General features: G+C 44.1%; 12 protein-coding genes and 2 pseudogenes. 5 read left to right on the forward strand and 9 right to left on the reverse strand.

The window, feature by feature from the left end:
- Positions 1 to 52: 52 nt before the first annotated feature.
- Positions 53 to 388: pseudogene (locus tag Q1A70_RS16925) on the forward strand (DUF3429 domain-containing protein); the annotation flags it as partial.
- 90 nt (positions 389 to 478) lie between these two features.
- Here the strand turns inward: Q1A70_RS16925 and Q1A70_RS16930 are convergent.
- Both Q1A70_RS16930 and Q1A70_RS16935 read right to left on the reverse strand, forming a co-directional pair.
- Entirely contained in the window at positions 479 to 1,915 is a 1,437-nt protein-coding gene (locus tag Q1A70_RS16930; RefSeq protein ID WP_299694288.1) for an oligosaccharide flippase family protein, read from the reverse strand.
- Between the two features lie 16 nt (positions 1,916 to 1,931).
- Positions 1,932 to 2,858: a glycosyltransferase gene (locus tag Q1A70_RS16935; RefSeq protein ID WP_299694285.1), complete on the reverse strand. Its 927-nt coding sequence runs from the start codon at positions 2,856 to 2,858 to the stop codon at positions 1,932 to 1,934.
- Positions 2,859 to 3,172: 314 nt separating this feature from the next.
- On the opposite strand from Q1A70_RS16935, the gene Q1A70_RS16940 reads away from it, so the two are divergent.
- Positions 3,173 to 4,318: a glycosyltransferase gene (locus Q1A70_RS16940; RefSeq protein ID WP_299694283.1), complete on the forward strand. Its 1,146-nt coding sequence runs from the start codon at positions 3,173 to 3,175 to the stop codon at positions 4,316 to 4,318.
- 80 nt (positions 4,319 to 4,398) lie between these two features.
- Here the strand turns inward: Q1A70_RS16940 and Q1A70_RS16945 are convergent, their stop codons facing one another.
- Both Q1A70_RS16945 and Q1A70_RS16950 read right to left on the reverse strand, forming a co-directional pair.
- Entirely contained in the window at positions 4,399 to 5,169 is a 771-nt protein-coding gene (locus tag Q1A70_RS16945) for a ribonuclease H family protein (protein WP_299694280.1), read from the reverse strand.
- A 105-nt stretch (positions 5,170 to 5,274) separates the two neighbouring features.
- A pseudogene (locus Q1A70_RS16950) lies at positions 5,275 to 5,515 on the reverse strand (hypothetical protein); the annotation flags it as partial.
- A 254-nt stretch (positions 5,516 to 5,769) separates the two neighbouring features.
- On the opposite strand from Q1A70_RS16950, the gene Q1A70_RS16955 reads away from it, so the two are divergent.
- A complete protein-coding gene (locus tag Q1A70_RS16955; protein WP_299694277.1) occupies positions 5,770 to 6,108 on the forward strand; it encodes a hypothetical protein in 339 nt (112 codons plus the stop codon).
- Positions 6,109 to 6,120: 12 nt separating this feature from the next.
- On the opposite strand, the gene Q1A70_RS16960 is transcribed toward Q1A70_RS16955, so the two are convergent.
- From Q1A70_RS16960 to kduD, 4 genes are all read right to left on the reverse strand, one after another.
- The gene (locus Q1A70_RS16960; RefSeq protein WP_299694274.1) at positions 6,121 to 7,386 is read right to left on the reverse strand and encodes a glycosyltransferase; all 1,266 of its coding nucleotides are present in this window, start codon (positions 7,384 to 7,386) and stop codon (positions 6,121 to 6,123) included.
- 13 nt (positions 7,387 to 7,399) lie between these two features.
- Complete coding sequence (locus Q1A70_RS16965) at positions 7,400 to 7,645, reverse strand: hypothetical protein (RefSeq protein ID WP_299694272.1); 246 nt, start codon at positions 7,643 to 7,645, stop codon at positions 7,400 to 7,402.
- Positions 7,646 to 7,906: 261 nt separating this feature from the next.
- Positions 7,907 to 8,545 (reverse strand): RpiB/LacA/LacB family sugar-phosphate isomerase, encoded by a 639-nt coding sequence (locus tag Q1A70_RS16970; protein ID WP_299694269.1) that lies wholly within the window; start codon positions 8,543 to 8,545, stop codon positions 7,907 to 7,909.
- A 104-nt stretch (positions 8,546 to 8,649) separates the two neighbouring features.
- On the reverse strand, positions 8,650 to 9,411 hold the full coding sequence (gene kduD / locus Q1A70_RS16975) for a 2-dehydro-3-deoxy-D-gluconate 5-dehydrogenase KduD (RefSeq protein WP_299694266.1): 762 nt from the start codon (positions 9,409 to 9,411) through the stop codon (positions 8,650 to 8,652).
- Between the two features lie 215 nt (positions 9,412 to 9,626).
- Between kduD and kdgR the strand changes: the two genes are divergently transcribed.
- Positions 9,627 to 10,412 carry a DNA-binding transcriptional regulator KdgR gene (gene kdgR / locus Q1A70_RS16980; protein ID WP_299694263.1) on the forward strand — a complete coding sequence of 262 codons (786 nt, stop codon included), beginning with the start codon at positions 9,627 to 9,629 and terminating at the stop codon, positions 10,410 to 10,412.
- A 211-nt stretch (positions 10,413 to 10,623) separates the two neighbouring features.
- Here the strand turns inward: kdgR and Q1A70_RS16985 are convergent, their stop codons facing one another.
- A complete protein-coding gene (locus tag Q1A70_RS16985; RefSeq protein ID WP_299694260.1) occupies positions 10,624 to 11,805 on the reverse strand; it encodes an alpha/beta fold hydrolase in 1,182 nt (393 codons plus the stop codon).
- Positions 11,806 to 12,596: 791 nt separating this feature from the next.
- Here Q1A70_RS16985 and Q1A70_RS16990 point away from each other — a divergent pair.
- Positions 12,597 to 12,998 (forward strand): hypothetical protein, encoded by a 402-nt coding sequence (locus Q1A70_RS16990; RefSeq protein WP_299694257.1) that lies wholly within the window; start codon positions 12,597 to 12,599, stop codon positions 12,996 to 12,998.
- Positions 12,999 to 13,043 lie beyond the last annotated feature (45 nt).

The raw sequence follows: 13,043 nt of genomic DNA on the forward strand, positions 1-13,043 counted from the left end.
TACCTTTAACGATCAAAGTTAAAGGTTACGACGTTTATTGAAAGGATTGAATGAGTCGATTTAAAGACGCTTACCCTACAGCGTGGTCATCTTGAGCTTTTTGTCGGGCATCTTGTGGGGAAATGGGATAGAAAACTTCGCAAGCCAATCCAGCAACAAGGCACTGATCCTCAGTAATGTGATCGTGTTAGCCGCCTGGTTCGCAGTGCTGCTCGGTGAACAGTACGAGTTCTTGACCACACTGATTCTTATCAATGGTTACATTGCGGTTTGGCGAGCGGAAAGGTCAATGGGGGAAGAGAACCAAAGCCAAGGACCCGATGGCTACTTTGATATGCGAACCCAATTAACCTCTAGCGTGGTGTTGATGCACATCATGGTGATGTAGACTTAAGACTGTGGAAGCCATTATCAAACAAGTCTAATCATCGATGCTGCACTCATTGACACAGAAATAGACGTAGTGAGCGCAGCCAGTTCAGCTGACATGTGACTGCTTGCCTAACACACATTTATTGAGCAGCGCTGGTGGAACAGGAATAATTGAATACCGGATAAAGGCGATAAGCGTCACTAGCGCAACCACACTGCCTAAAACAAAATCATCAATATCGACCAACACCCAACCAAGCAATTGATCACAAGTAATAGCGAGTGCCGCGATACTCACTGCCGCTATCCATTGGCGATGATCGTAAGGTAAGTACTCGATCTTTTGGCTGACGCAGTATAGCAGCAGCAGTCGCACGATGTAGGTAGCACAAAGCACCCCAACTACTCCCCATTCGCCATAGATTGGTGTCACGGTAAAGTAACCGATGATAGCGACCATGACACAGCCACCTTGAATCCACATTTGTGACTGGCTCGAGTCGCCACTAAAACAGCCTAGGTTGAGATAATCACCAGCATTCTTAACAACGCTGATCGCTAGCAAGGTGACCACAATAGTACTGGCATACTGATAACTGCTTGGCAAAATCAAGGCGATAAAACCGGGGACCGTTAGCATCATTAAGGCCCCTAAGACAATCGCAAGATTAACGCCCGTTAACGCTTTATCTGCACACACCTTCTTGCCATTGGGTTGTTGCAGCATCGTGACACGATTAGGGAACCACCAGAGCGCATAAGGCTGAAGCAGTAAGCCCAAGATCAGCGCAAACTTAGCACTGACCGCATAAACCGCCAGCGCCTCTACCCCAACAAAACTGGCCATCACCCAGCGATCGAGCCCTGTGATCATATACATTGAAGCGCCGCCAACTAACGTCGGTAAGCCAAATTTCAAAATCTTCGCTGCGTATTTGAAGCTGCCAAATGACCCCATTTGTTGCCATTGATAACCCACCAAACACAGCATCAATAGCACACTCGATACAGCAGAAGAAATCAGCACTCCATCAATACCAAATCCTGACTCCAGTAAGACAAAAGTCATCACTGCCTGCACACTCGCTTTTACCACATTAAGCAGGCAGAAACGTTTTGCCATTGCGTTCATTCGCATCAAGGTCAGTGGGATAGAAATCACACCATCGAGCATGGTCGGGACAAGTAAAAGCATGATTTGATAAGGCTCAAATTCGACGGGCAGCATCAAGAGCATCAGCGGCATACTCAGAGCAATGATGCCGCCACCGAGTACACAAACTAAAATGCTCAGCGTGAAACAGGTTGATACCAGTGTTCGCTTTTCTTCTCCCTCAGCCGTACCCACATAGCGGTACATGGCCTCAATAATCCCGAAGCTAAACAAAATCGTTCCGATATCAGCCAATAATACGATGGTCTCTAAAGAGCCATACTCCGCTAATGTCATTTTATGAGTCATGTAAGGGACCATCACCAAAGATATCCCCTTCATCATCACAATGCCAATCGCATAATAGATAGACTGTTTTAATGATCCCATCGCGCTCACCGATTCCTTACCAAGCAGACGTTAGCCAACGCTTAACGTCGCCAACAAGATGTCGCAGGGTTCGCTCTTGAGGAGCTAAAACGAACGAACGCAGGCTGTACCCAATCGCGATTCGGTTATGATGTAAACCTCGATAATAATCAGCGTAGCCCTCCTCGATTCTCGCCCGTGCGACTTTAAAACTTGAAGACGCTAAGTTCCATCGTTGACTCTGATTTTGGTAACGCTGAAGAATGGTTTCAACAGACTGCAGGTTTCTCAATTTAAGACTTTCCGTTTGGGTAACGGAACTCGCTCTCATCAAGTAGCCTACTTGGACAGAATTCAACACACCCACCTGGTGATTTTCACTCAACCTAAGCCACAGTTCCCAATCTTCCCCGTACTGAATATCCGCATTGAACCCTCCTGTTTGAGACAATACGTCAGCTTTGACCATCACTGTTGAGGTGCCAATGACGTTGTTTTCAATAATGAACTCAAGCGGGTTTTCGAGAGTGATAAGCCGCTCAGTATGATCTTGAAATTGTGACCAATAACTAAAGCAGTCGACAATCACTTGGTCGTCTTCAGTCAGGTGATCGTAGTTGGTAAAGCTCATCGCAATATTTGGATATTGCTGATGAAACTCAAGTTGGCGTTCGATCTTTTCTGGCAACCACGCATCATCGGCATCTAAGAAGGCGATATAATCGCCCGTAGCTTGTTCGATGCCTAGGTTTCTTGCTTGAGGCGCACCAACGCCCTGAGTTGATAATGTCAGCATCCTCTCATCCTTTATCGATGAGAGATAACTCGACGTCCCATCACTGCTGTTATCATCAACAATGATCAGCTCAAAATCTTGATGAGTCTGGCTAAATACACTGCCAATCGCCTTGGGTAAATAATTCAAGCAGTTGTAGGTCGGAATAATAATACTCACTTTAGCCATAATGACGCCCTCAGGTTTATACGTTATATGGCTAACGTTGCATGTTCTATGCCGAGAGCGCTTTGCTATAAAATTACTTCTATATCAGCTATCTACGCTTCCATTCTCAAAATGACGATAAAATACAGCTGGTCAAAAAGCCTACAACGCCAATTTGATTATCAATTTGAGAGAACGAGCGACTTCTTGAGAGGTACCCTTAGGAAAACACTAGAAAACCCGCCAAAGTGGCGATTTAGTCTTGGTTCGTATCTTGCTTTACTTAGTTCGTCTATTACTTTAATGATTGAACACCCAGCTCAAAGGAGACGAGAATGAAGAAAGTCGCATTTGTAGCGCCCACTTACCCGGTATTGAGTGAAACCTTTATCCAGACCGAAGTCGACGCAATTAAAGCGTGCGGCCACGACGTTTGTGTAATGACCTTCAGCATTGAAAATAGCGAAAAACAGTTCGACTACGACATCCTCGAGATTGGTAAAAAAGTTCAGCTGGGTCAGATAACCCACATCAACTGGCTAGGGGTTATCAAGGCTGTATCCTTTATTGCTAGACAGTCCAGTATGCCTAGAAAATCATTGTTCGCTTACGGGTTCAAATTGGCATTGCAGCTTGCTGAAAAAGAGATCGATCACGTTCATGCCCACTTCTGCCAGCACACCACCGCTCACGCGATTGTGGCAGCAAAACTGCTTAACATAACCTGCTCGTTTGTCGCCCATGGTCACGATGTTTATGAGTTTGCTTATGATATTGAACAAAAGATCAGATCGAGTGATTTTGTGGTGACGGTCTGCCAAGACATGCAGGCCGACTTCAACCACATGACAAGAGGCAATATAAAACTGCTGCATTGCGGGGTGAATACCCAACAATTTCGACTACAGCCAAAAAATGAAACAAAGCAACTGCGCTTTATTTTTCTTGGACGACTTGTTGAACAAAAAGGTATCCACCTTCTTATTGATGCGTTAGCACCAATTGCTAAGCCTCTCGACATTCATCTCGATATCATAGGTGCTGGCGAGTTAGAGAAAGCGTTAAAATTACAAGTAAAACAGCAAGGACTCACTCACAACGTGACCTTTCTCAGCGCAAAGCCTCACCAGTGGGTGAAAGAGAAACTATCGAACTATGACTGCCTAATCGCGCCGTTCTGCTTTTCTGAAACAGGGTGTGTGGACACAGGGCCACTGGTGCTAAAAGAAGCGATGGCCGTTGGTACACCAGTCATTACCACCAACATTATGGGATGCAAAGAGATCGTCTCACCAGAGACAGGTTTTGTGGTTAGCGAAAAGAACGTTGATGAATTAAGAGAAGCGATTGAGCGCTTTACGCAATTGAGCAGCGACGACAAAACAGAGATGAGGCTAAAAGCGAGACAACGCGTGACACAGTACTTTAATTCATTAAAACAAGCTCAGCAGTTGTCACAATGGATTGAAAACCCAACCTAAAATAGACGTAAAGTCAGATCAAAAGATCAACACGCCCTAAGCACCTACCGATGGATCAAGCTCATCGATAGGCTTCTTGTTTAACCTGCTCGCAGGGCTAAAATCGCGTTAATGTCATCGATATCACGATATTGAGATAGCTGCTGCTCTTTCGATGAAATCGCCACAATCGACATTCTATCGGCCAATTCATTGCCCTCAATGCCTACGTGACCATTCACATGATGGATGGTTATTTGGGCAGACAATTCTTGATAGAGAGCGTACGCAGGCTTAATAATATCGAGGTTTTTGATCTCACCGCCCGACTTAGTCCAACCCTTTTTCTTCCAACCCACTGCCCACTTAGTAATACAATCAATGGAGTACTTTGAGTCACTGTAAATCGCAACCGACAGGCCCGCGTTTAACTTTTCTTTTGCCAGCAAAAACGCCTGTTTAAGGCCATGTAACTCGGCGGTATTGTTGGTTCCAATCGGCTGATATAAGCCATACCACAATTCGGTTAATTGGTTGTGTTGATAGACAGCTAAACCTGTCCCAGCTTCACCGGGGTTCGGCTCACAGCCACCATCGGTAAAGATCTTGATGTCAAACGGCATATCTAAGATTTGCTGCTCAGTAAGCGGAGGAACCTTGGCTTTCGCCTTACCCGTAGAACTTGGCTTTGTCGCCGCAGAACCTGATGCAGACGACGCTTGACCACCGAAAGCAGACTCAGCCTCGCCTAGCGTTGGAAACGATTTATATCTCGCGCCAGCAAAGCCATCAACTTGCGCCTTACACTCGTTCCAAGTGGTAAAAATACCCGCTGTGCGACCTTTCCAAACCACATAATATTTCTTAGCCAAACTAACTCCTTACCAAAACCCAAATACACAAATACACAAATACACAAATACACAAACTGTGAATCAGTACATTAGATGCCACCAAGCTATACGTTGCAAGGTCTATCAATTAAAAAGGCAATCAACCGCGACCAAGTTATAGAACAAAAACACACTCATACTAACGCCGATTGTAAGTAGCACATTGCCTGTATTCCACATCAGCAGGCTAGCTACACATCGAAACCTCTGCCTTGTATAAATACTCAGCAACTCGCTGCAAAAATCAGCTCGAAAGATCACAAGGCCTAGTAACCACCGCGCCTATTAAGTAAGGGTTCTCAACTCTTGGCCAAAATGTTTACTGGCATCTGCAAAAACCATTACCAAAAACGGTGCCTTCAGTGGGTATCGTAGTAAATAGCCCCTTACCGGCACTTACCGCACAGCAACGGTTAGAAGAGCAATCTAAAACGCTATGGTTTAACGCTACCACCTGTAAACCGTCAATAATTGGAACAATGGCCCCGATCTAGTCGATTTTGTACAAATGCTGACAAAGTACAGGCTCAGCTGTGTTTATATTACGGTAACAGTATACTCAATCAATCACGATAACCCATGAACAAAACCTTAGTTATACTATTTTTCCTAACCCTGACCGGATGTACTCATAACCAAACTAAAGCACTGAGTGCCAACACATCGTCGGTGAATACCTACCCACAGTCTATGTCGAATTTGCAGTTATGTGACACCCTATATTACGGGCGTTCAAGCAGCCAAACACTCGCCGCAATTGGCAGCGAGTTTAATCGAAGAGGGCTATCCAAGAGTTGGTGTGATACCGAAACCAACAAGCTCTACTTCACAAAAGCGGTAGATTGGATAGCCGATAAAGTGGTAGACCAAGATGATGAAGAGGAAGATGTGTCTAGCACGGTATTGCCTGTGGAATAAGTGATATACCAATCACTTTAAAAGATCTTTTTTCTCCATCCAAGCAATCGCTGTATTAACACCGTTTTCATGTGATAGGACCTCGGCCAAGTTACTCGCATTTATCTTGAAGTTTTGATTAGACACTAATTCAATTAAAGCCTTACTTAAATTATCGCTCGTCAATTTCTTCTGTTTAATAGGTGAAGGTCCCAATCCATTTTGTTTTATTTGTGCTCCCCAAAAAGGTTGGTCACCAAAAAAAGGACAAATCAACGTCGGTTTACCAGCCGCAAGACCCGCTGCAGTTGTACCAGCACCACCATGATGTACAACGGCAGCTACTCTAGGAAACAACCAAGCATGCGGAATAGATTTAATCACCAATACATTTTCTGGTAATTCATCCACTTTAAGACCTCCCCATCCTGAAGCAATGATCGCACGAACGCCCGCCTTGGTGACGGCATCAACGACCATCGTCCCCGCTTTGTCTGGTTCTTTTCCTATCATGCTGCCAAAACCAATATAAATGGGTTTTGATTCATGGGATAAGAAGTCCACCAGTTCTGCTGACGGTTTGTAATCATCTAAATCTGTTTTTGTTCGCCAATAACCAGTGATGATTGCGTCGCGTGTCCAATCGTTTGGCCGAGACACTAACTGTTTGCTAAACGCGTGCAATACAGGAACTTGTTCCCCGTTACTGTATGACAATATACCTGTATTTCTTTTCGAAGCAGGTAAACCTAAAAGTTCGGTACGTTGATGATTGAGTTCTTTGGAGTACAGAGAAAAAGCTAAACTAATTAATCGATAACTGAGCCTATTTACGAATGAGCCTAAATCGGGAATACCTGCTGGAGGGAAAGCCCCAGTTTTAACAATCATGGGTTGAAGCACCCCCATCACTACTGGAATATTGAGTTTTTCACCAATCGAAACTGCAGCCAAGCACTTAGGATGATAAACGATTAGTTCAGGCTCAGAATCTAATCCAGCACGAATACTATCAATAATCATTTGTCGATTAAGTGGCTTGGCCTTTTTCATTAACTTCATTGTGGTTTTGATACCACTAACAAAGCTCCCCATACTTTCTAATGTTCCGTTATCCAGTAACTTGAACAACTCATCCGTAATGTATTTGTAGGTCAAACCATTTTCTTCGACCAACGCCTGAAAACAAGACGGTGCGCATAAATCAACTTGATGGCCTTTTTGTATTAACGCTTTACCTAAAGCGATAAACGGTTCTACATCACCACGCGTACCGATCGTCAGCAGTAATATCTTCATTCTACCCGCTACCTTACTCTTTAGGCTGGTGACCGGTCTTCTTCGCAAACTTTTGCATTGCCTCGGCAAATGTTGTGGTCCCGCTTTTAGCTTGAACCTGTACCACCTTATATCCCATCTTTTCCAACGCTTGGCGCTCTGCAATAACGGCTTTATCGTCTTGTTGGCTGCCCGGTACAGGCTGATGAATGTAGCACCCTTCGAGTTGACCATCTTCGACCAGTTGGTGGTGTTTCAGTGAATTAATATCAAAATTCATAGTAAGTCTCTTAGTTTCAATGAGGAGGCTCTGTGGCAAAGGGCTCAGTGCTTATCGTTGTATCGTTGTATCGTTGTATCGTTGTATCGTTGTATCGTTTGTACCATAAAGCATTTTGGGCACAAAAAGCGAATGCAAATACGGAAAGGGCATCGAATCAGGTTCGGGAGGCTTTAGAAAGAGCCAGCAATACTCTCGCCACACGACCTGTATAAAAAAGCCAGCCTCATTGGGCTGGCTCTAGTCAATCAAGTGCCCAAATTAGTTCAGAAGTGAGCGAACGTAATCGGCAATGTTTTGGTCTTGACCATTGTCAAACAAACACTGTTGGAAGCGCGGGCTACCTACAGCTGTCTTCACTAACTCTTGGTCGATTGCGCGCAGTGAATCAATAAAATTATCCTTCACTACCGCTGCTTTTACCTCATTAAGCAGCGCTGCGTTGCGTTGCTGCGGCTCTGCTCGCTCTAGAGGGTAACCTTGACCACGCTCACCTGTGAACGCTTTTTCAAAGATGTAGCGCACGTTCAGCTCACCCGCCCAACCAAAACCTTTCGCAAAAGCGAGCGCGATAGCATTTCCGTTGTTGATTTGGTTAAACAGGAACGCATCCGACGGCTCTAAACAGTAGCCACAAACCACGCCAGGATGCAGATTCAGTGACATTAATGCACCTTGGCCTGTTCCACACCCTGTCACAACGAAATCAACAGCCTTTGAGTTGATCAGAATACTCGCCATAATACCGAGGTGAATATACGTTAAATGGTGATCGTTTTCGTCGGTCATCCCTACGTTAAACACATCGTGACCAAGACCACCAGCCACAGACTCTAGCTCAACGGCTACCATGGCATTTTTGCCTGCTTGACTGTTTTCCATCATTAGTGCGATTTTCATTTACTTTCTCCCGCAGCATGGCTGCAAATTTCAAAATTAGTCTCGTACGTTCGCTCTCAGTATTCAGAGCTTAACATTCAGAGCTTACACAAAGTCGCTACGCGTTAGCGTGCTAACCACCCACCATCGACCGCAATGGTATAGCCATGGATATAATCCGATGCTGATGAAGCTAAGAACACACATGGGCCCGCGACATCTTGCGGAGTGCCCCAACGTTCAGCAGGTATACGCTCAAGGATAGCTTGGTTACGGTCAGCATCATCACGCAGTGCTTGAGTATTGTTGGTGGCCATATATCCCGGAGCAATCGCATTGACATTAATGTTATCACTCGCCCATTCGTTTGCCATCGCACGGGTAATGCCCATTAAAGCACTCTTAGACGCCGTATAAGAAGGCACTCGGATCCCACCTTGGAAAGAGAGCATAGAGGCAATATTGATGATTTTACCGCCCGTACCTTGCGCTTTAAACTGCTTCGCCACCGACTGAGACATAAAGAAAACAGTCTTAGTGTTGATGTTCATGACGTCATCCCAGTTTTGCTCAGAAAACTCAATGGCGTCTTCGCGGCGAATAATGCCTGCGTTATTAACAAGGATGTCGATGTGACCAAACTCAGCCAGTGTTTGTTCTATAATTCCGGGAATATCTTCTTGCTTTAAAAGATCGGCACGTACGTCTAAAAACGTATGACCCGATGCCTTCATTTTTTCCATCGTATCGGTTGGCTCAGTACGATTCACGCCAACTACTTTGCATCCAGCCTCAGCCAGTCCAATTGCCATACCTTGACCTAGGCCCGTATTGCAGCCAGTCACTATCGCGACTTTACCTTTCAGATTGAATGAATCTAGCATCATGTTTGCTTCCTCAATTGCGTTTAGCGTTGTGGCGTTTCGGTGATGTCGCCCACTCGATTAAGTCATACAATAAAACACAAATTCATTGCTTACAATGATCGGTTTGAAAGCTATAAGCTGATCATTTCCAATTTTTTGTTTTTTTTGAAAAGGCTTTTTAGAAATAATGAAAAATGGTATTTTGTCTTGATACTAGATAGCTCAAAGGAATCAAAATGGAGAAGTCCACCCAACCAGAAGCCGTTTCATCGGTATTAAAAGTGTTTAATATTCTTGAAGCTCTGGGGAAACAGAAGGAAATTGGCGTATCCGACCTTTCACAGCGTCTAATGATGTCTAAGGCCACCACCTACCGCTTTCTACAAACAATGAAAATGCTTGGCTATGTCTCTCAACAAGGTGAAGCTGACAAATACTCACTGACATTGAAAATGTTCGAGTTGGGTTCAAAGTCACTTGAATGGGTGGATATGATCACAATCGCAGAGAAAGAGATGCGAGTGATCTCAGAAGAGACCAATGAAACCATTCATTTAGGTGCGTTGGATCATGGTTCTATCATCTACGTACACAAAATCGATTCTAGCTTCGCGCTGCGCATGCACTCTCGCGTTGGTCGAAGAAACCCGCTGCACACAACCGCAATTGGTAAGGTGTTATTGGCAGAACGTGACGAAGAATTCGTTCGCACTCAACTGGCCGACGCCGAATTTGTCAAAACCACAAAAAACACTCTTGCAAACGTCGAGCAACTCATTGATCAACTTAAAACGGTTAAGCTGCAGCACTTTGGCGAAGATAATGAAGAACAAGAACCGGGTTTACGTTGTATCGCTGCCCCCGTTTACGATCGTTTTGGTACCGTCATTGCCGGTGTCTCCATTTCCTTTCCTACCATCCGATTTGATGAAGAGAAAAAAGCGCGCTATGTCGAGTTACTGCACTGTGCAGGCCGGAATATATCCAAGCAATTAGGGTTTCATGATTACCCAATCAAATAACGATAAAGGAAGCGACAACTCAAGTACCCAATAAAACCTAACGAATTGGAAAGGTCGCTTCTTGTTACTTATTACTTGTTAAGTGGATGGTGATGGCTAAGTGGCGGCAACCCTCCTCAACAAAGAGTAAAACGCTTTTAGCCGAACCCTTCGGGCAGCGTTTGCTGGTCAACACGCCCTAGGCATTTATCTCTTTTTATAAGGACTAGGCTTATTTGTGCTCTATGGCAACAAACGTCTCGTATAGACTTTCCATCATTTCGTCGTACCAAGGGTTAAAGGTCAAACGAGCATGAATGTCTTCATTCGCTCGACCATCCCAAGCGCTGTACCACACCTCTTCTCCCGCATTACAACGCTTAATCTCATCATCCGTCATATCTGAGCCATTGCGACAGATTCGCTCACTACCATTAATGCCGTAATAAGGGTTTTCAGGCGCGTAGAGAACGCCCATGTGTGACATATTGCTAATACGCAGCTGTGGATTATAGCTATTAATATAACGGATATTTCCTTGGCTAGACGTTGGGTCAGAGCCAAACCAGATCAACTTATTGTTTGGATTAATAAAGTGCGTTTCAAACAGGCCTTTGATCGCCTTGGTGTCGAGTACGCTGTCGTGCTCGGTTAACACCATAAAAACCGGTTTAGTATAAGGCTGCTCTTTTATCGTATCGGTGACCTGCTTACTGGTATTGTAGTATTGCGCAAAGCCATTGGTTGGCACCGTAAAGTAACGAGTATAATTGGTGGTATTACTCGGATCGACATCCATCAACCACGGCTTAATCCAACTGATCCAAGGCGTAGCAAAAGCAAGGGGTTCATTGGAGATAAAACCCGGAGAGAACAGCATTAAGCCTTCAATATCCTGATCTTGCGCGGCATAAGAGTAAGCCAGATTACCGCCTGTAGAAAAGCCACCAAGGTAGAGGTGATCAACTTCTTTTTTAAACAGTGCTACTTGTTTTTCAACCAGATCATTCCATTGTTGGTAATCCACGTTAAGCATATCCGCAGGTCGGGAGCCGTGACCTGTCAAAAGAACCGTTCTCACTAAATACCCCTCTTGCTGCAGCGATTTCGCGATATCGACAAAAGAGTAAGGGGAATCTCCTAAGCCATGAATGAGCAATACGCCTTTATCTGGCTTAGCGTCACTTTCTAGCTGCAACTCCGCCGGAAGGTTTGCCAACAACTCTGCATTTTTGTCCTGAGTAAGGAAATAACGGTGCTTTAAAAGCTGCTGTTTTGTCTGCTCGGCATAGTCATCAAACGATTCATAATCGGTTACTGGTTCGATATTCGATGGTGTATATAACGGGTGTGTATCGCTAGACGCACAAGCCACGGTAATAAGAGGAAGCAGTAAAGCTAGTATTATTCGCATATATATTGTTCGCATATAGAAAGGGGCAACAGGGAATAGTGGCGCAATTATAAGCAGAAAGTTTAGGCCAACGCAGCCTATACCCCGCTAATTTACATAACTTTGCGCTTCTCTAAGTATGGACTTACTTGGCGAAAAAATAGTTGAGTATCTTATCAGAAAGAGCGTTTTTTAGGCATTCAAATATCTTTCAAGACAACGGATACTGGGGGCTTTCTTATAACGGATATATTGGCTTACTTAGAATCGAGGGAATGTGATAGTTGTCGATAAATGTTCATCAATACAAAGTTATATTAGTGCCCATTAAAGTATTGATTATATTACTCATAATAGAGTTCACCTCTTTGGCTGAAGGTCGATACCAATAACTATAAGTCGATACCAATAACTCTAAGTCGGCACTAATAACTTTAAATAGACACTAACAACTATAGAACGGTCCCTAGTACTCCGCTAATGATGGGAATCGTGTTTACTTATCGCTTACTGAAACATGAATAGTCAGATCTCCCGCCAATCCGCCTATTTGATATTTGATGACACAAGCAACAATTCACAGGCAAATATATGACGTTCAAATCAAAATTACTGCTTTTTACTGCGGTACTTCTCACAGCTATTATCAGTTTATTACTGAGCAACAAATTTTCTATTCAGCAGCTTGAAAGTACACATAAGGTCGTTAACACAATCAGTAACATTGAGTCGAATTAAACACGGCCTTTTTTTCATCTCAAACTCTTTTGCTAGGGGATTCAACGGAAAGCGCTCAAGATTTCGCAGCGAAAATGAGCACCCTTCTGTCCTCTGAGAACGATCTTGTTAATGCTATTGGCGAGTACGAAAACCGAAATACGATTCTGTCACATATTAGCGATTTTGATGAAAAGACACGGCATGCCATCACGTTAATCGAAAACTTGGAACGATTAGAAGATCAGTATCAAGAAGCGATGCTTAATGCTCAAGGAAAAGCATTTTCGATTCGCCTCAAAAATTTACAAGCGTTCGACATGGCGCTTAGAAATGGTGAGCTCGTCGATTCGATTAAAGCCACACACCCCGAGTTATATCAATTAGGTATAGAGATAAAAAAACTTGAAGATCAAGTTGGAAGAGACCGTTCATCTGGCTTGAGAGGCGAAATTTTGGCTTTGGAAGGGCTTTGTTGCGTAAATCGAGTGAACTAAATCAGAATCGTACGATCAGATCAGAGACATTCTCTTATTGACTCC

It is taken from the genome of uncultured Vibrio sp. (assembly GCF_947488985.1).
GTDB lineage: Bacteria > Pseudomonadota > Gammaproteobacteria > Enterobacterales > Vibrionaceae > Vibrio.